This window comes from Synechococcus sp. R6-5, assembly GCF_047461775.1.
Lineage (GTDB): Bacteria > Cyanobacteriota > Cyanobacteriia > Thermostichales > Thermostichaceae > Thermostichus.
In genome coordinates this window covers 1-17,485 of the sequence record NZ_JANSHV010000013.1, presented here as the reverse complement: position 1 = coordinate 17,485, position 17,485 = coordinate 1, and the positions used below count along the sequence as shown (strand labels likewise).

The following is a 17,485-nucleotide window of genomic DNA, read 5'->3' as shown; positions in this document are numbered from 1 at the left end:
GGGGCTCCTGCGATTTCTAGCTGACAGGAACCTCAGGAAATTTCCGTGAACAGATCCTTGAGGGCCGTGCGGGCGGCCAAGTGCTTGCGGGTGGACTCGAGAATTTCGGCTTCCCGGCGCAGCCGCCTTTCGGTACTGACCATTTCCAGCAGAGCTTGCTGCTCTTGGGGGGCCCCATGGAAGTGGCTAGCCACCCAGTAGGACAGTTCTATGGGGGTGGTGGGGAGCTGCTCCGGCAACTGTGCATCCCGCTCCATTAGCTTGCCCGAGAGACGCACCACATCTTGAAGGAGAGTGGTAACCTGGCGCACCCAGCTCTGCAGGTCATCGGAAGGGGTGGTCGGCTCATCCTCAATCCATTCCACCAGCCCCACCCGGAAGGGTTTTTCCCGCACGTAATCCAAGACGCGGAAGCGCTGCTGCCCCAAGGTCAAAATGTCCATGCGGTCATCCGGCAATCGCTGCACCTGCAACACCTCAGCACAACAGCCCACCCGCACTGGGGATCCCGTCTGGGGATTGAACATCAGCACCCCAAAGCGGCGATCCGTCTCCAGAATGGTGTTGATCATCATGCGGTAGCGGTACTCGAAAATGTGCAGCGGCAGAGGTCGGCCCGGAAACAGCACCACCTCCGGCAAGGGAAACAGCGGTAGCTCGCGAACATCCACGGAAGAAGAAGGCATAGGGCTTGTGCTTCTCGCTGTACTGAGTCTAGCCCATCTTTATTGGCCAATCTTTATCTCTGCTAAAGGTAGGGGATTGACAGGGAGGGGATCCCTCAAGAGAAGCGGTGGTGCCAGACTGTGATGGCAATCGCCAAGGCATCGGCGGCATCATCCGGGCGGGGCAAGCTGGGCAGGTTGAGTTCCCGGGCCACGGCAGCTTGTACAGCCTGCTTGTCGGCGCGTCCGTAGCCTGTCAAACTTTGCTTGACTTGGGCGGGCGTAAACTCCACCGGCAACAGATGATGCTGGGCCAAGGTGAGCAGGATCACGCCACGGGCTTGGGCGATGGCAATGGTATTGCCCATTTTGTAGAAAAAAAGTTTTTCCAGCCCCACCTGATGCGGGCGCAGTTGGCGCAGCAACTGGCTCAAATCCTCGTGCAGCGTTTGCAGCCGCTCCGGCATCGAGTGTTGGCTGGGGGTGCTGATCACCCCATAATCCACAGGTTTCAACCCCGCAGATCCCGCCAGAATGCAACCAAAACCCATGGTTCCCAGACCTGGATCTAGGCCGAGGATGCGCTGCTCAGGTGGGGTGTCTCCTCTGTCGGCGAGGGGCGGGGGGATCTGACAAGGGCTATGGCCTGCCGGGTGACTGCGCATGATGGGGATGATCGGTGTGCAGGTAGGTCAGGCCCGAGATCAGGGTGAGAACCACCGCCACCCAAAAACAAGGGATCCCTCCCGGCCACCCCAAAATCAGCAAAGCAATGGCCAGGATTTGGGTTACCGTCTTGGCTTTGCCCCAGAAATTGGCACCGCGGATTTGGCTTTGGTTGACCCGCCAGCCGGCGATGGCCAGCTCCCGCCCCATCAGCAAAAACACGCCCCAAGCGGGGATCCGCCCCAGTTCCAGCAGGCCCAGCAGCGGCGCCAACACCAGCAGCTTATCCACCAGAGGATCCAAAAACTTGCCCATATCGGTTACCAAGCCATAACGGCGGGCCAAATGGCCATCCAGCCAATCGGTTGCCGCCGCCAACAGGAACGCCCAGAGGGCCAACCTCTCCCCCAGTGGGGATCGCAGGCTCAGGCCCAGCAAAACAAAAGGGATCCCTGCCAGCCGCAGCAGGGTGACGGCGGTGGGCAGGTTCACCCACTCCAGCTTGGCACGTTGGACGGCGCTGGGATTCTCCACCTTCGGATCTGGCCTCAAGGATCAGAACTATCAGAATTATCGGTAACGGCCCAGGCGCTCGGTGAGCAGGTGGTAAAACCCCTGGGCATCCACCCCAAAAGCCACCTGAACATTGGCGAGGCGACCACTGGATCCCCAGCGATCCACCACCGTCCGGCCCAGGTTCAAGGGGCTAGCCGTTTCCACCTCGACGTAGCAGGGCTTGAGCTCGAACAACTGCGGCTGTAACAGATAGGCAATCACACAAGGGTCGTGCAATGGCCCTCCCGGTAGCCCGTAGCGTTCTACGTCGACCTTACCGTAAAAGGTGAGCATGTTGGCCACCGTCTGCCCAACGCGGGTGCCCAGGGCGCGGATGCGCTCAATCCGCTCCGGCGTGCTGAGGACCTGTTGGGTGACGTGCAAGCCCAGCATCACCACCTCCGGGATCCCGGCGCTGAGCACGATCTGGGCGGCGTGGGGATCGGTGAGGATGTTGAACTCGGCTGCCGGGGTAACATTCCCCTCAAAGGCGGATCCCCCCATAAACACCAGCCGCTGGATGCGCTCCACAATCCGAGGCTGTTGCACCAGGGCCACTGCCAAGTTGGTCATCGGGCCCAGCAAAGCCAAGGTAACCGGCTCAGGGGCAGCCATCAGCGTCTCGATGAGATAGGGCACCGCATGCTGGGATCCCAAGGGCATCTGGGGCTCCGGCAGATCCGCTCCGTCGATCCCGGTTTTGCCATGCACCTGCTCGGCGGTTTCCAGAGGGCGCAAGAGAGGTCGGGGGCAGCCAGCATACACCCCCATCTGCGGCTGACCGGCCAATTCACAGATCTGTCGAGCATTGCGGCTGGTTTTGTCCAAGGAGACATTGCCAGCCACCGTGGTAATGCCCAGCAATTGCAGCTCTTCTGGCGACGCCATAGCCAGCAGCAGAGCCACCGCATCGTCTTGACCAGGGTCACAGTCGATGATCAGGGGCACCATAGGGATCTCGGCAGCAGCTCACTCACCCCTAGTTTAGGTTTTTCTCCCGCTCTTTTCCTCTGGCCGGTGAGCGCGGATCCCGGTCAGATTTAAGATAGGAAATATATCTTCATCCTTTGTCTTGTTGCCTGACACCCATCCACTGCGCATCAACCTGTTTCTGGATTGGGAGCCGCCAGCAGGAGAGCCCCTAGCTTGCGAGGACTGGCTACCCCCTGAACGCTTTGTTGTCGAGTGTTTTCAGGATCAAGCTACCTTCCTAGAGGCTCTCAGGAGACAAGACGGCCATGTCGATTGCTTGGTGCTCCTGGTGGATCCCACTCGGCTGCAAGAGCTGCACGATCTGGGCAATCAGCTCTGCGCGTGGGGGCTGCTGCTGCCGACGGTGCTGGCGATTGTGCTGGAAGGATCCCACCTGCCAAAGGAAACACCGGAGACCGAAGGACAGATCCCTGCCACCTCATCTTTGGTGAAAGCATTGCTCAAGCGAGAGCAGTTTTTCTACCACAACGCCACCCTCGTCCGTCCCATTTCACCACAGGAGCTGAAGGGGCAGGTGCGGGCCGACTGTACCGCTTCGGGATCCCCTTCCGTCTTGGAGCTGCTGGTGGATCGGGCCATCGCCTTGTTTCTGCAGATGTCTCCCACCTGCGGCCTCCCGCAGGGCCCAGCGCATCCCAGCGATCAGCCCTACCTGGCTTACAGCAACCAACAACAACGGCGGCTGGCGGAGAAATTGCGGGAACGGCTGGGCTACGCCGGAGTGTACTATCATCGTGACCCAGAGCTGTTTTACCGTCGCCTCCCGCCCCACGAGCAGCAAGCCCTCATGCGACGGCTGCGTAACCTTTACCAGGCAATCGTCTTGGACTATTTTCAATCTCCCGAGACCGTCAATGCCCGCATCGACGAGCTGGTGGCCTTGGCCTTTTTTGCCGATATCGGCGCTGCTCAACTGCTGGAGCTGCACATGAACTTGATGGAAGACTTTGCCAAACAATTGAAACTGGAAGGCCGCAGCGAAGAGATCCTGCTGGATTACCGCCTTACCCTGATCGATGTGATGGCCCACCTGAGCGAAATGTACCGCCGCTCCATTCCCAAAACCGCTCCAAGGGATCCTTAGATATGTCCACTCGCAAAGCCTATGTTCTCAAGCTCTACGTGGCGGGCAACACCCCCAATTCTCTGCGTGCCCTCAGCACCTTGCAAGACATCTTGGAAAAGGAGTTCCGCGGCGTGTACAGCCTGAAGGTGATCGATGTCTTGAAAAATCCGCAACTGGCAGAGGAAGATAAGATCTTGGCAACGCCGACCTTGGCCAAAATCCTGCCGCCACCGGTGCGGAAGATTATTGGCGATCTGTCCAACCGCGAGAAAGTGCTCATCGGCCTGGATCTGCTCTACGAAGAATTGGACGAAGAGGCTTGAGACAGGCTGCAGGAGCAAGGAGAGTGGGATGAACCAGTCATTGGGGCCTTCTGAGCCAGAAAAGCCACAAGATAACACCGCAGAGGACTCCACCGAACCAACCCCAGACAACCACCGGGCGGATCTCTCAGAGCTGCGAGGGATCCCCAAAAAACAGACGGGCATCGAGGGCTTTGAAGACATCAGCCACGGTGGGCTACCCCTGGGACGCACCACCTTGGTCAGCGGCACCTCCGGCACCGGCAAAACCCTGTTTGCCATGCAGTTCCTTTACAACGGCATCGTGAAGTATCAAGAGCCGGGGATCTTCGTCACCTTCGAGGAAACCCCCGCCGATATCATTCGCAATGCCTCCAGCTTTGGCTGGGATCTGCAGGCCCTCATCGACAGGGGCCAACTGTTTATCCTGGACGCTTCCCCCGATCCCGAAGGCTATGAGGTGAGCGGCAACTTTGATTTGTCGGCCCTCATCGAGCGCATCCAGTACGCCATTCGCAAATACAAAGCCAAGCGGGTCTCCATCGACTCGGTGACAGCCATCTTTCAGCAATACGACCCTGCTGGTGTGGTGCGGCGGGAGCTGTTCCGCCTGACGGCCCGCCTCAAGCAGGCCAACGTCACCACCGTCATGACCACGGAGCGCACCGACGAGTACGGCCCCATCGCCCGCTACGGCGTAGAGGAATTCGTCTCCGATAACGTGGTGATCCTACGCAACATCCTGGAGGGAGAGAAACGGCGGCGCACCATCGAGATCTTGAAGCTGCGGGGCACCACCCACATGAAGGGGGAATATCCCTTCACCATCACCAACGACGGGATCAACATCTTCCCCTTGGGAGCCATGCAGCTGACGCAGCGCTCCTCCAACGTGCGGGTCTCCTCCGGCATCGAGAAGCTGGACGAAATGTGCGGCGGCGGCTTCTTCAAAGACTCGATTATTTTGGCCACCGGCGCCACCGGCACGGGCAAAACCTCGCTGGTGAGCAAATTCCTGGAGCGGGGCTGCCTGGATGGGGAACGCTGCATTCTCTTTGCCTACGAAGAGTCGCGGGCGCAGCTGTCCCGCAACGCCTCCTCCTGGGGCATTGACCTGGAAGAGTTCGAGCGGCAGGGCCTCCTCAAGATCATCTGCGCCTACCCAGAATCTGCCGGCCTGGAAGACCATCTGCAAAAGATCAAAACCGAGATGATGGCCTTCAAGCCCTCCCGCATGGCCATCGACTCCCTGTCAGCCCTGGCGCGGGGAGTGAGCCAAAATGCCTTCCGCCAGTTTGTAATCGGGGTAACTGGCCTGGCCAAGCAGGAGGAGATCACCGGCTTTTTCACCAACACCACCGACCAATTCATGGGATCCCATTCCATCACCGAATCCCATATTTCCACCATCACCGACACGATTATCCTGCTGCAATACGTGGAGATCCGCGGAGAGATGGCCCGCGCCCTCAACGTCTTCAAAATGCGGGGATCCTGGCACGACAAAGGGATCCGCGAGTACCTCATCTCCAATGCGGGCATCCAAATCCGCGATTCCTTCCGGGGCTACGAGCGCATCATCAGCGGATCCCCGACCCGCATCAATGTGGATGAGAAAAACGAGCTCTCCCGGATTGTGCAAAACGTCCAGGCCCTCGAGGAAGAAGGGTTGTGAGCGGTTACAACAGTTCCGTGAGTGGGCGCGGCAACAGACCCGTTGAGTCAAGCGAATTTCCAACACCGCTCAACACCGCGCAAGCCCTGCACTTGCGGCTGGCAGGGAGGGATCGGCCCAGACAAGGATTTCCCCGCGGCCAATGGCGAACAGTGGTAACCCACCTACAAATTGGGTAGTATGCCTCTAGCAGTAGCGCAAAGGGCGGGGTTTCCCGGCGTGCTTAGTTTTCTTGGTGGTTTCAAAACCCGAACCATGCTTGGGGTGGACATCAACCCCGAGCGCATCGCCGTTGCCCAACTGAAAAAGCAGGGCAATGGTCGCTATCGTCTGGCCCACTACCACAGCGTGGACATGCCGGAAGGGGCGATGGTCGAAGGACGCATCCTCGATCCGAGCACAGTTGGCTTGATCCTGATGAATTTGCTCAATGAAAACAAGGTACCCACCAACCTGCCGGCAGCCACAGCAGTGCCCGTAAGGGAGGCCATCGTTCGTCTCATTCGCCTGCCTGCCGACCTGCCCGCCGATGAGTTGCGCCGGGTGGTTTTGGAGCAGGAGGCCGAACTCTACATTCCCTACCCGCGGGATCAGGCGGATGTCGATTACCAGCCCTTGGGTCTCGATCTTTCCCAGGATGGCATTGAGCGCATCGAAGTCTTGCTGGTGGCCATCCCCAAAGAGGTGGTGGATAATTACCTGGAGGTGCTGCAGGCAGCCAATTTGCAGGTGCGCTGTGTGGAGCTGGCCAGCTTCTCCCTCATTCGCACCATCCGCGATCAGCTAACCCAGTACGGCCCCCAAGAGGCCGTGTTGCTCAGCTCCATCGGCTACGACAGCAGCGAGATCAGCATTTTGGTGAACGGGATCCCGCAATTTACCCGCACCGTCAACATCGGCACCATCCACATGCGGCAGGTGCTGGCCCAATCCCTGAATCTGCCGCTTAGCCGCACCGGCGACCTGTTGCGAACTCTGAGGTTACCCTTGATCAACCCCACCGATATTTTGGCCACGGGAGAACAGCCGGCGCCCAGCAATCCCGGTGTAGCAGCAGTAACGCGCGTTGTCTCCGATTTGGCGGATGAACTGAAGCGCTCCATCGACTTCTTTACGAGCACAGAAAGCAGCTCGCCTGTGGTGAAAGTACTGCTGGCCGGAACTGGGGCAAGCATCGGCCAAATCGACGGCTTCTTATCTCAGTCGTTGAGCGTGGCGGTGGAGTTGGCGGATCCCTTTGGCAACATTGTCGTGCCGGATTCAGTGGAACTGCCCCTGGAGGAACGCCCAGCAATGGGAGTGGCCCTGGGGTTGGCGTTACGGGAAGACACCAAGTAGCGGCAGCAGGCAGCGCAAGCTCGCCCAACCGATGGAATAGCGCACAAGGCGGTTAAAGAGATGTACACACCGGAGATCAATTTCCTCAAAGAAAGGCCGGATGTCCTCACCACAGCTCGAACAGGTGGGGGAGCAGTAGTCGCAGCTGAGGCTGCAGAGGGATCCCAGAATTGGATCCCGGCCATTGGCCTGGGGGTTGCTGTTGCTGCTGTAGCGATGGGAGCTTTTTGGTATTTCCAAGACAGCTTTTCCCGCCAGAGAGAAACCTTGAGGGCGGAGCGGGCTCGCCTTGACAGTGAGCTCAGCACAGCCAATGCTGAGTTGTCCCAGCTGCAGAATGCCAATCAAGAGCTGCAAACCATTCGCGCCCAAACGGAAGGGTTCCGCTCCTTTCTGAGATCCGTCCAGCCTTGGTCGGCCATCTTGGAAGAGCTGCGGCGCAAGATCCCCGGCCAGGGGGTATGGATAACCAACATCAGCGCTTCCGGGGATACCGTCAATATCCAAGGAGGGGCGCTGGACTTTCCCCTGGTGAACGACTTTTTGCTCACCCTGCTGGATTCCAACTTTGTGACCAGCGCCGTCCTGAACAGCAGCTCCCGGGTGGACGGCACAGACCTAACCGAGCCCAGCGTTACCTACGGCATAACCGTAACCATCCGTACCCTGGGGGATCCCGACCCAGAATTTACCCGCGAGCTGGAGCAGCGGGGAGCGATAGGCTTGGTTGAAAAGATCCGCATTTTGCGTCGAGTGGAGGCGAACTGATGACTGGATCGGTTGAAGGTTTTCCCGACGAACAACTGGTGGTTCCCCCGGCAGGGCCGCCGGTACTGCTGGGCGTGGAGCTGACCCCCATTCGAATTGGTCTTTTAATCGGGATCACAGGGCTAGGCGCGGCGGGGTTTCTGGCCTTCACCCAACTTCGCCCCTTGATCGAGGAGGTACAGGCTTTGGAAAGGGAGGTAGCCAACAAAACCACCCAGTTGCAGGACATAAAGAGCCAGATTGCCAGTTTGCAAGATGTGCCCAATCAGGTCGAGAGAGCTCGCGTGGAGCGGGAACAGATCAGTGCCCTGCTCTCCACCCCCGAGAATGCCGACACGCAACTGCTGGATCTCAACCGGCTGGTGCAGGGGCAGCCCAACAGCCAGCTGCGCAGCTTTAGCCCTTCTCCACTGACTCCAGCGTCTTCGGCCAATCCGGAAGTGCCTGGGATCATCGCTCCGGCCATCCAAGTGCAAACCACCCGTGTCGCTCTGCGTGGCCCCTATACGGAGCTGATCAATCTGATGGGAGATATAGAGCGTCTGCGCACATTGTTCCGGGTGAGCAACATCAGCTTAAATCCTGTTCAAGACACAGGGGAGCTGGACGCTGCTTTTGATTTGATTGCCTACATCTACAACAAGGACGTTCCGTTGGGCACTGCTCCTGCACCTGAAGGGCAAGCCCCCCCTGAAGGAGAACAGGCAGCACCCAGCCAATAGCCTAGCTATGCTTCGGCTCAGGGGGAGATCCTGCCAGTGCGGGATCCCCTCTGGTTTTCAGAAGACGGGAACAACCGCCGGTTCAGCACGGATAGTGTTGCCGAATCGAAGATCTGGGAAAAATTTCTTCCGAAACGGCTACAGGTAGTGGCAAAGTCCGAGATTTCGGCTTTGATCAGGGAAGCACGGGGTGAACGAGGCCAAAGGCACCCGTGGCGAGGTGAAGCAAGAATACGACTGGGTGAAGGAGTGAGGTGTGAGGATAATGAACCGTCGAGTTGCTTATGGGTGTGCGTTGGGCTTGATCCTGTCCCTGCCCCCATTGGCCTTAGAAAGCCGGGTCAATGAGGCAGCCGCTCAACAGTTGACCTCCGCAAACCCGCAACGCCTCAGCCGCATCACAGATATCCGCCTGGTGCCCAACGGCAACCGCATGCAGTTGGAGATCAACACCGAAGGGGGCGCCCGCCCACAGGTGTTCTTTACCCAGCAGGGACAATCTTGGATCGGGGACATCACCAATGCTCAATTGAGCGGAAGCCAGGGCCGCTATCGCCAAGAGTCTCCCCTGCCGGGGGTGCGCTTCATTGAGGCCTGGCAGTTGAGCAACGACAGCGTGCGGATAGAAATAGCCGGTGTGGCCGCAGCTCCCCAAGGCTTGCTGGCTCGGCGCAGCCCGACGCAGTTGGTCTTCGATTTTGAGGGCCTACCCTCTGCCCCACTGGTTCCAGTGGCTGCAGTGCCCAGTCAACCGGTATCCCCAACCCGACCTCAACCCACGGCTCCTACTCCTCAGCCAACAGCTTCTGCCCCTGCCCCCCAGCCGGTCGCTCAAAACCCTGCCCCTCCGCCGACCGCTCAAGCGGCTCCTCCCATACCTGCTGCTCCTGCTGCACCCGTGATTTCTCAGGTGCCTTCTGTGGACCAGCTCAACCAACCCCAACTGCCGCCAGGGGTTGTCAATCCTGATGTTTCTCCGTTTCAAGGTCGAGCAATGGCTCCCCCGGCTGGAGATCTTGCCGTTGGCAGTATTATTCCAGCTCCTCCCCCGGTGGATTTGGGTTCAAATGCCAAGATCACTTTGACCTTAAGAGATGCTCCTGTAGGTGATGTGTTAAGCCTACTGGTGCGTCGAGCTGGGCTTAATGTAGTTCTCAATGATGTGCCTCCGGACTTGACGATTTCCCTAGATGTAGCTGACTCACCTCTACAAGAAACATTTAACTTTATTTTGCGCTTGAAGGAGCTTCAAGCGTCTCGCGTAGGGCAAACAGTTTTCATTGGTACTACACTCCCTGGGGTTGGCCAGCAGATCGTCAGGACGTACAGACTCAATCAACTGAGAATCGAAGAGACAGAGCAAACTTTCGATTTAGCTGCTGCCGGTACTGCAGGGGGAGGAGGAACAGTTGAAATCAATGCCAGACAATTGAGTATCACGCCGAGCGAAATCAGAAGTAGAATTTTGGCCATTCTGGAAGCATCAAATATCCCTTTAGCTCAAGAGTCAGCCATTCAAGCGGATCCAAGAACAAATTCGCTAACTATTGTTGCCACACCTACCCAACATGATGTAATTGCAGCATATCTTGCGCAAATTGACTTGAGAAGTCGACAGGTTTTAATTAGTGCTAGGTTTATTGAGATCAACCTAGATAATAATTCTAGTCTAGGAGTTGCACTGGGTAGTGCATCTGGCAACTTTGCTCTGGGGTCTGGAGATAACACTGTCTTCGGTGGAACTCCTCTTGACCAACCTGCAGGATCCTCAGTTCCTAATGTTGGTTCTGTTCCTGCTGCAGGGACCGGAGGCTCACTTGTGTTTAACACCTTGAATCGATTACAGCAATCTCTAGCAGCTCGTATAGATGCAGCCATTGCTTCAGGAACAGCTAAGATATTGGCCGATCCAAAAGTAGTAGTCGCGAATAACACTGGCGCAGCTATTGTGGTTGGCCAAGAAGTTATCACCAATAGGAGATTGCAAACAGATCCTGCGACTGGCACATCAACTGTCGTTTTTGAGAAAGGAAATGCGGGAGTCAATTTACTCATTCAGAATGTCAGGATCGATGATAACGGCTACATTACGCTGAACCTTATTCCACAGATCTCATCTATTGGCAGTCAAATTACACTTTCTGATGGCACTGTTATTAGTTTGCTCAATCAGCGTTCTGTCGGAACATTGCAAACCAGACTTAAAGATCGAGAAACACTATTTCTTGGAGGATTGATACAAGAGGAAGATCGAGTATCTGTTGATAAAGTCCCACTTCTTTCTGAAATTCCTTTACTTGGCTCCCTCTTCCGCAGACAAAACACAACAAATACTAGAAGTGAGGTTGTCGTCTTGATTACTCCAGTTATATTGGAAGATTAAGGCGAAATACAGAATTTCATCGTTTTTGGCCATCCACTTTTATGAGATGAATTGTGCATCAATGCTGAGTTCGAACTCTCGCTATCGACCTTGGGTCAGGCTGGGATCCTTGCTGCTTAGCTTCGGGCTGGCTTTGATTTTGGCATGGGCAAGAGTAGGCTGGACACAAACCCATCGCATTTCTCTATCGGTACAAGGGCAGAGTTATTCACAACTAGTGGAACAATCGCGTCCTTTGGTTTGGCAAGCTTTGGCCCAACAATTTCAAGCTCAACCGCAGTCAGAGCAAATCACTTTGGAGGTATTGGGACAAGCTGGGGAACAACAAGTACCCCTATTCACAGTGCGAATGCCTCGTAGCGTTTGGCAGCAGGCCCCCTCTCCTGCTCAACTGGAACAATTCAGCACTTTTTATCCTAATACGTTGGCTCTTTTACAGCCGCGAGCACCGCTGCAGCAAGCCCAGGTAGAATCTACTGCTCCCTTTGCAAATGGAATTACATTGGTCTCCAGCAATCCTTCCAATGGCCAAAGAGGGATCCCAATTGACCAAAATATCCATCTGCGTTTTGATCGACAGCTTCCAGCCGGAATAACAGGTCTAGCCTTCGGGATCCAGCCCCCTGTGGAGGTGGCCTTTGACATTCAGGGAAACGAGCTGATCTTTCAGCCTTTACAGCTACTCAGCTACAGCACAGATTACAGAATACTCTTGCCTGCAGCCAAAGAGCTGGATTTACAAAAGCCCATAGAATTGACTTTCCGCACCGAGCCTCAGTACAGTTACCAGCGAGATATTAAGCCCTTGCTAGAAGCCAGTTGTGTAGGTTGTCATCAGCAGGCCGGTCGGATGCGGCGCAGCCCTTTAGATAGTTATGCTGCGGTGATGCGTTATGTAACGCCGGGATCGGAAAATAGCGAGTTGCTCAAACCGCGTTGGTTAGCTCGTCATGCTGTCATCCAGCGAGCTGCAGGGATCCGTTTGAATGGGGGGGGAGTGGATGCCCTGAGTTTGTTGTCGCAGGGCAGGGAAGGAGCTGAACCTACGCCCAGGGTTCCTGTGAGTGATCCCCAGGGAGAGTCTCCCGGATCTTTTATCGGACGCAGTGGATCCCCAGAATTGGCCTATATTCGTCGCAACGGCACCGGCATGGATCGCCTAGGTCACTTGAGCGCTGATGAAATTCAAATCCTGCGTACCTGGATTATTCAGGATCAAGCGGCTGAGGCCCATAAGAGTTAGCCTGATGGGCTGGAGAGTCTTTACCAACAAAGATCCCTTGCTCGTTTGTTTACTTTAAGATTAGGAACCTACGAGATCAATTTGATGACAACCCCCACAGAGGATCGGCTAGACCGGATTGAGCGTGTTGTAGAAGTTTTGGTGAACCAGCAGAGGGAAGTGCTGGGGCGCGTCGATGGGTTGTCTCACCGGGTGGATAGCTTGACCGAGCAGGTGGATAACCTCACGGATCGAGTAGACAACCTGACTAACCGAGTAGATAGCCTGACCGACAGGGTGGATAACCTCTCCCAAAGTGTCAGCAAACTTTCCGCCGATGTCGATAAGTTGGGCTTCAAGTTCGACACTGCTCAATCGGTTGGGGAGCGGCTAGAGCGGCTGGCAACCAGCTTGATCGCAGGAGCCACGATTAGCATCATTGCCGGGGTTATCCTTGTGCTGCTCAGAGAGGGATCCCGTTAATTCTTTCCCGCCCCCTCGATGGAAAAAAATAGGGATCCCAGCCAATGGGATCCCTGGTTATCCTTCCTCTAGTGTTTCAGTCCTCAACACACCTTCCCTATGAGATGCTCTGATTCTAAGAGCCGACCCGTGAAAAAGTCGTGAAACTGACAGATGAGGTGGAAGGTTAAGCCTTGCTCAGGTGGTCAGGGATCCACCTCGGGCAACAAGCGCCAATTCCACCTGATTTTCTTGGGGCTGCCCCAGTTGCACCTCCACATCTCGGCCAAAGAAGCCTTGCATTTTTTTCTGGTAGCTTTCCTGCCATTGTTGGAAGGGAACCTTGGGGGAATCGAACAGAAGCACCAAGGTATACCGGCCATCTCGCAGCTCTTCTCTGTACCCTCTCACCTTGGGCAGATCTGCTTCCAGAGGGCCGCGCAGACCCAGAAACTCCAGGGCATCCTCCAGGTGGGCATTAGCCCCGTAGCTATATTTGGTGATATCGGCGCGGACTTGCTTTTGAATTTCCGTGGCCTGCTGGGCGCGGGCTTGGATCACCTCGAGAGAAGGGGCGGCCAGGGCAGGTACCGGCTTGAGTTCCACTACCTTCATGGTTATCCCTCCCAACAGCAAGGGGATCCCGGCAAACAGGCCGATGAGATTGAGGGTGGGATCGTTGTAGTGGGCAAAGCCCCAAGCCGTGGCGGCAACGCCGGCCAGCAACACGAGAGTGCTCAGGGGGAAGGGCAGTTTTTCAAACATACAGGAGAGGAAGAAAGGCCACCTGAAAACCCAGGCTAGCAGGAAAAGCGCCAGCGGTGGACTTAACCTCCATTGGGATGGATAATCACAAAATGCCCACCTGGTGTGTTGAGGAGTGGTCTGTGGTTCTGTCCAATCTGTCCAAAACCTCTCGTTGCTTGCGCTCGCTGGATCGCAAAGCCCAGGAGCGAGCACCTCTATTTGAGGCCATCCGCCACTATTGCAGCTTGGATAAGGCTCCTTTTCACACGCCAGGCCACAAACAGGGACGTGGGATCCCTGCCGACTTGCGGACCTTTTTGGGAGAGAACGTCTTCCGGGCAGATCTGACCGAGCTGCCAGAGGTGGACAACCTCCACGACCCCGATGGCGTGATCCGAGAGGCCCAGGAGCTGGCGGCAGCAGCTTATGGAGCGGATCGCAGTTGGTTTTTGGTCAACGGTTCCACCTGCGGCGTGGAAACGCTGGTGATGGCGGTGTGCGATCCGGGAGACAAGATCCTCTTGCCGCGCAACTGCCACAAATCCGCCATTGCCGGGGTGATCCTCTCTGGGGCGGTGCCGGCCTATATCGAGCCGGATTTTGACCCGGAGCTGGGCATTGCCCACGGGATTACCCCAGCCGGTTTGGAGGGGGCCTTGGCGGAGCATCCCGATGCCAAAGGCGTTTTGGTAGTCAGCCCCACCTACTACGGGGTCTGCTGCGATGTGCAGGCTTTGGCCTCCATCGCCCATGCCCATGGCCTACCGCTATTGGTGGACGAGGCCCACGGGCCCCATTTTGGGTTTCATTCGGAATTGCCCATTTCGGCCCTAGAAGCCGGAGCCGATCTGGTGGTGCAGTCCACCCACAAGGTGATCTCCGGCATGACGCAAGCCTCGCTGCTCCACCTGCAGGGATCCCGTATTGACCCCAACCGGGTGCGCAACATTCTGCAACTGCTGCAATCGACCAGTCCCAGCTATGTGCTGATGATGTCGCTGGATGTGGCACGGCGGCAGATGGCACTGGAGGGAGAAGCCCTGCTGGGCCAAGCCTTGGCTTTGGCAGATCAAGCCCGCGCCCGTCTCAACCGCATCCCCGGCTTGCGCTGTTTTGGCCCAGAGCGTATCGGCTCCACCCCTGGTTTTTTCGATTTCGACCGCACCCGTCTCACGGTAACGGTGACAGAGCTGGGGTTGTTCGGCTTCGACGCTCACGACTGGGTTAACGATCACTTCCACGTGCAGCCGGAGATGTCCACCCTGCACAATGTGGTCTTCATTGTCAGCATCGGCAATACCCAGCGAGACATTGACCGCCTGGTGGAAAGTTTCGCCGCCCTGTCGCAACATTTTCAGGGATCCCGCCCATCCAGAGCGGCAATGGAAAAAATGCAGCGGCTGGCACAACTGCCCCGTCCTTGCTTGCCACCACAACGGCTATCACCCCGGGAGGCTTTTTTTGCTCCCATTCAGCGGGTGCCTTTCCAAGAAGCAGTGGGCCATATCTGCGCCGAGATCATCTCCCCCTATCCACCTGGGATCCCGATTTTGGTGCCGGGAGAAGAGGTGACTCAAGAGGCGGTGAACTATCTGCTGTTGGTGCATGAGGCAGGCGGCTTTATCAACGGCCCAGAGGATGTGCGCCTACAAACCCTGAAGGTGGTCAAAGCAACGGCCTAGTCCTCTCCAGCAGGTTTATGGACGGGCTTTTGCCGTTTGCGCTGGGGGGAGCAGCGGTAGGGAGTTTGCCGGGGTGCCGGGGCGGCGGGCTACCTTCACCCGATCCACCCGTGGCCCCTCCATGCGCACCACCTGAAACTCCATCTCTTTGTAGGTGAACTTTTCCCCAGCACGTGGGATCTTCTGCATGTGGTAGATCAAAAAGCCCCCCAGCGTTTGGTAATCCTTGTGCAGAGGCAGGTTGAGGCCACAGCGCTCGTTGATCTCTTCAATATCTAGCTGAGCCTGGATGAGCAAGGTATTTTCGTCAAGTTCTTGGATGTCCGGCTCCTTGGTGTTGGGATCCGGGCCATCGGAGAGCTTGCCGACAATCTCCTCCACCAAGTCTTGAATGGTGATCAGGCCCGCCGTGCCGCCAAACTCATCCACCACCACCACCATCGGCCAGTGGTGCTGCCTCATTTCGGGCAACAGTTCCGCAATTGGCTTGTTCTCCGGCTCAAAGTGGGCCTCGCGGATAAAAGGCGTGATGGGGCTGTGGAGGTCGATGGATCCCTTGGCCAGCTCCCCAATGACTTCCTTGACGTGGATCAGCCCGCGGATGTCATCCAAAGACTCGCCAAAGACCGGATAGCGGGAGTGCCCCGATTCCGCCACCTCCGCCAGCACCTCTTGCACCGTTGCAGTTTCCGGCACCGCGTCGATGCTGGTACGCGGGATCATCACCTCGCTGGCCACCGTCTCGCCAAACTCGAAGATGTTGCTCAACAGCTCTCGCTCTTCCGCCTCAATGTTGCCCGACTCCACCGACGAGGCGATCAGCAGTTGCAACTCCTCCACCGTCATGGTGCTGTAAAAGGAGCTGGCCTCCGGAATCTGGACTCCCAAAAGCCGCAGCACACACCGAGAGGAAAAGCGGGGCAGCTCTACAAAAGGTCTTAGGATACGGCTGACCAAACGATTGAGCCAGGCCAGTTGCAGCGCAATCGGCTCGGAATAGAGGATGGCCAGAGTCTTGGGGATCAGCTCCCCCACCACAATCTGAAAGTAGGTGAGCAGCGAAAACACCAACACCACTGCCACCCCTCGAACAAGGGCCGGATCCAGGTTCTGAAGCCAAGCCAACTGCCTCAAGGCCAGAAACAGCGTCGGCGCCACTTGCGTAGCCCCGATCCAGCCCAGCAATACACTGGCCAGAGTAATGCCCAACTGTGTGGTGGAGAGGGCATATTCCAGTTGTTCCTGGGCTTTTTGCACAAGAGCTGCCTGCCGGTTCCCTTCGCTGGCCAACTGCACCATGCGGGAGCGCCGCGCCGATACCAAGGAAAACTCGACTGCGACAAAGAAAGCGTTGATGACCAGAAGACCGATGACCCAAAGGAGACTAAGCGACGCATCTCCCCACGAAAGCTCAGTGTTGGGGAAAGTAGCCGCCGAGGCTAAAGGGGGGTCGTCCATCAGGGGGAGCAGCAAGACGGATAGACAGCATTCTAGCTCAGACTGACTCGGCCACCTGTCCTCGGCCGGCAGTCGAACTGGTTTCAGCTATCCGTCAACTATCGATGACGCCCTCTCCATGCCCAAAATGCAAAGGATCCCCGGCTTTCGCAGTTCTCATTCATCAAGCAGTAACAGCTACAACCTTTTCCGGCAACGCTCACCCCCGCCTAGGCAAGGGCACCTCCTGAGTGCTAGTCGTCGATATCGACAATGTCACCGGTAGTGGCATCGATCTTGACTTCAATATCGTTGGTAAATTTCACTTCCCAAACTAGGCGCCCATGTTTAAGCTCCAACTCATCTTTTTTGATCATTTTTTGATCACGGCATTGGGCACGGCAGATCGAGCGATCTGAATGGCTTCCTCAATGGGGATATCTGGAGCAAAAGATTGGGCAAAAGCAGCCCTCCGGCTCCCACCCGTCGACAGCATCGGGCTAGCGGGGGACAAAATGCCAAGCAAAAGTAAGGCAGCAATCGAAAGTTTTGCAGGCTTTATTTACAGCTGCTTGAGCAACCACCTCCTTACCCTACCACCCTGAGACCAAAGAAGCCTTGCCACAAGGAGCATTGCTGCCTTCACAAGGAGTTCACCCCCTTTGCGTCATAGGGTGTAGCTGCTCGGCCCCTCTTCAGCTACGAACTGTTTGCTTCTCCAATCCAACCCTCTCGGAAACTGACTGGCTAAACAACGCTGCTGCGGGGGAGGAATACCTGATACATTCACGCTGAACTCTCC

The 17,485-nt window shown here is 56.7% G+C and carries 17 protein-coding genes; 10 read left to right on the top strand and 7 right to left on the bottom strand.

The annotated features are described in order from the left end of the window. Nucleotides 1–32 precede the first annotated feature (32 nt). The 4 genes from NW818_RS00660 to NW818_RS00645 form a co-directional block, all read right to left on the bottom strand. Entirely contained in the window at nucleotides 33–686 is a 654-nt protein-coding gene (locus tag NW818_RS00660) for an LON peptidase substrate-binding domain-containing protein (protein WP_011432147.1), read from the bottom strand. Nucleotides 687–781: 95 nt separating this feature from the next. Beyond that, complete coding sequence (gene ruvC / locus NW818_RS00655; RefSeq protein ID WP_414329288.1) at nucleotides 782–1,294, bottom strand: crossover junction endodeoxyribonuclease RuvC; 513 nt, start codon at nucleotides 1,292–1,294, stop codon at nucleotides 782–784. Nucleotides 1,295–1,304: 10 nt separating this feature from the next. Next, the gene (gene pgsA / locus NW818_RS00650) at nucleotides 1,305–1,823 is read right to left on the bottom strand and encodes a CDP-diacylglycerol--glycerol-3-phosphate 3-phosphatidyltransferase (protein ID WP_011432145.1); all 519 of its coding nucleotides are present in this window, start codon (nucleotides 1,821–1,823) and stop codon (nucleotides 1,305–1,307) included. A gap of 78 nt (nucleotides 1,824–1,901) precedes the next feature. Continuing rightward, entirely contained in the window at nucleotides 1,902–2,837 is a 936-nt protein-coding gene (locus NW818_RS00645; protein ID WP_414382892.1) for a nucleoside hydrolase, read from the bottom strand. A gap of 121 nt (nucleotides 2,838–2,958) precedes the next feature. Here NW818_RS00645 and NW818_RS00640 point away from each other — a divergent pair, with 121 nt between their 5' ends. The 9 genes from NW818_RS00640 to NW818_RS00600 all read left to right on the top strand — a co-directional run bounded on the left by NW818_RS00640 (nucleotide 2,959) and on the right by NW818_RS00600 (nucleotide 12,838). After that, the gene (locus NW818_RS00640; protein WP_414423559.1) at nucleotides 2,959–3,963 is read left to right on the top strand and encodes a circadian clock protein KaiA; all 1,005 of its coding nucleotides are present in this window, start codon (nucleotides 2,959–2,961) and stop codon (nucleotides 3,961–3,963) included. 2 nt (nucleotides 3,964–3,965) lie between these two features. Continuing rightward, nucleotides 3,966–4,268, top strand: a complete 303-nt coding sequence (gene kaiB, locus NW818_RS00635) for a circadian clock protein KaiB (RefSeq protein ID WP_011430723.1) — start codon at nucleotides 3,966–3,968, stop codon at nucleotides 4,266–4,268. 28 nt (nucleotides 4,269–4,296) lie between these two features. Further along, complete coding sequence (gene kaiC / locus NW818_RS00630) at nucleotides 4,297–5,922, top strand: circadian clock protein KaiC (protein WP_011432142.1); 1,626 nt, start codon at nucleotides 4,297–4,299, stop codon at nucleotides 5,920–5,922. Nucleotides 5,923–6,177: 255 nt separating this feature from the next. Further along, nucleotides 6,178–7,260: a type IV pilus biogenesis protein PilM gene (gene pilM / locus NW818_RS00625; protein WP_414423558.1), complete on the top strand. Its 1,083-nt coding sequence runs from the start codon at nucleotides 6,178–6,180 to the stop codon at nucleotides 7,258–7,260. A 60-nt stretch (nucleotides 7,261–7,320) separates the two neighbouring features. Then, nucleotides 7,321–8,028, top strand: coding sequence for a PilN domain-containing protein (locus NW818_RS00620; RefSeq protein ID WP_414329097.1), 708 nt, complete (start codon nucleotides 7,321–7,323; stop codon nucleotides 8,026–8,028). Further along, on the top strand, nucleotides 8,028–8,750 hold the full coding sequence (locus tag NW818_RS00615) for a hypothetical protein (protein WP_414423557.1): 723 nt from the start codon (nucleotides 8,028–8,030) through the stop codon (nucleotides 8,748–8,750). The genes NW818_RS00620 and NW818_RS00615 overlap by 1 nt, the downstream gene beginning before the upstream one ends. A 295-nt stretch (nucleotides 8,751–9,045) precedes the next feature. After that, nucleotides 9,046–11,133 carry an AMIN domain-containing protein gene (locus NW818_RS00610; RefSeq protein ID WP_414423556.1) on the top strand — a complete coding sequence of 696 codons (2,088 nt, stop codon included), beginning with the start codon at nucleotides 9,046–9,048 and terminating at the stop codon, nucleotides 11,131–11,133. Between the two features lie 349 nt (nucleotides 11,134–11,482). Next, nucleotides 11,483–12,376, top strand: coding sequence for an Ig-like domain-containing protein (locus NW818_RS00605; protein WP_414417572.1), 894 nt, complete (start codon nucleotides 11,483–11,485; stop codon nucleotides 12,374–12,376). Between the two features lie 84 nt (nucleotides 12,377–12,460). Next, a complete protein-coding gene (locus NW818_RS00600; protein WP_414329093.1) occupies nucleotides 12,461–12,838 on the top strand; it encodes a hypothetical protein in 378 nt (125 codons plus the stop codon). Between the two features lie 177 nt (nucleotides 12,839–13,015). Here NW818_RS00600 and NW818_RS00595 read toward each other — a convergent pair whose 3' ends face one another. Then, complete coding sequence (locus tag NW818_RS00595) at nucleotides 13,016–13,582, bottom strand: DUF2854 domain-containing protein (protein WP_414423555.1); 567 nt, start codon at nucleotides 13,580–13,582, stop codon at nucleotides 13,016–13,018. A 122-nt stretch (nucleotides 13,583–13,704) separates the two neighbouring features. On the opposite strand from NW818_RS00595, the gene NW818_RS00590 reads away from it, so the two are divergent. Further along, on the top strand, nucleotides 13,705–15,246 hold the full coding sequence (locus NW818_RS00590) for an aminotransferase class I/II-fold pyridoxal phosphate-dependent enzyme (protein ID WP_414423554.1): 1,542 nt from the start codon (nucleotides 13,705–13,707) through the stop codon (nucleotides 15,244–15,246). Between the two features lie 15 nt (nucleotides 15,247–15,261). Here NW818_RS00590 and NW818_RS00585 read toward each other — a convergent pair whose 3' ends face one another. Next, complete coding sequence (locus tag NW818_RS00585; protein WP_414423553.1) at nucleotides 15,262–16,704, bottom strand: hemolysin family protein; 1,443 nt, start codon at nucleotides 16,702–16,704, stop codon at nucleotides 15,262–15,264. 233 nt (nucleotides 16,705–16,937) lie between these two features. After that, nucleotides 16,938–17,060 carry a PepSY domain-containing protein gene (locus NW818_RS00580; protein WP_414329089.1) on the bottom strand — a complete coding sequence of 41 codons (123 nt, stop codon included), beginning with the start codon at nucleotides 17,058–17,060 and terminating at the stop codon, nucleotides 16,938–16,940. Nucleotides 17,061–17,485: the final 425 nt, after the last annotated feature.

What these genes read in the sequence shown, in the direction of transcription:
- NW818_RS00660 (WP_011432147.1), bottom strand. Translation starts at nt 686, where the DNA reads ATGCCTTCTTCTTCCGTGGATGTTCGCGAGCTACCGCTGTTTCCCTTG.
- NW818_RS00645 (WP_414382892.1), bottom strand. Translation starts at nt 2,837, where the DNA reads ATGGTGCCCCTGATCATCGACTGTGACCCTGGTCAAGACGATGCGGTG.
- kaiB (WP_011430723.1), top strand. Translation starts at nt 3,966, where the DNA reads ATGTCCACTCGCAAAGCCTATGTTCTCAAGCTCTACGTGGCGGGCAAC.
- kaiC (WP_011432142.1), top strand. Translation starts at nt 4,297, where the DNA reads ATGAACCAGTCATTGGGGCCTTCTGAGCCAGAAAAGCCACAAGATAAC.
- pilM (WP_414423558.1), top strand. Translation starts at nt 6,178, where the DNA reads ATGCTTGGGGTGGACATCAACCCCGAGCGCATCGCCGTTGCCCAACTG.
- NW818_RS00620 (WP_414329097.1), top strand. Translation starts at nt 7,321, where the DNA reads ATGTACACACCGGAGATCAATTTCCTCAAAGAAAGGCCGGATGTCCTC.
- NW818_RS00615 (WP_414423557.1), top strand. Translation starts at nt 8,028, where the DNA reads ATGACTGGATCGGTTGAAGGTTTTCCCGACGAACAACTGGTGGTTCCC.
- NW818_RS00605 (WP_414417572.1), top strand. Translation starts at nt 11,483, where the DNA reads ATGCCTCGTAGCGTTTGGCAGCAGGCCCCCTCTCCTGCTCAACTGGAA.
- NW818_RS00600 (WP_414329093.1), top strand. Translation starts at nt 12,461, where the DNA reads ATGACAACCCCCACAGAGGATCGGCTAGACCGGATTGAGCGTGTTGTA.
- NW818_RS00595 (WP_414423555.1), bottom strand. Translation starts at nt 13,582, where the DNA reads ATGTTTGAAAAACTGCCCTTCCCCCTGAGCACTCTCGTGTTGCTGGCC.
- NW818_RS00585 (WP_414423553.1), bottom strand. Translation starts at nt 16,704, where the DNA reads ATGGACGACCCCCCTTTAGCCTCGGCGGCTACTTTCCCCAACACTGAG.
- NW818_RS00580 (WP_414329089.1), bottom strand. Translation starts at nt 17,060, where the DNA reads ATGATCAAAAAAGATGAGTTGGAGCTTAAACATGGGCGCCTAGTTTGG.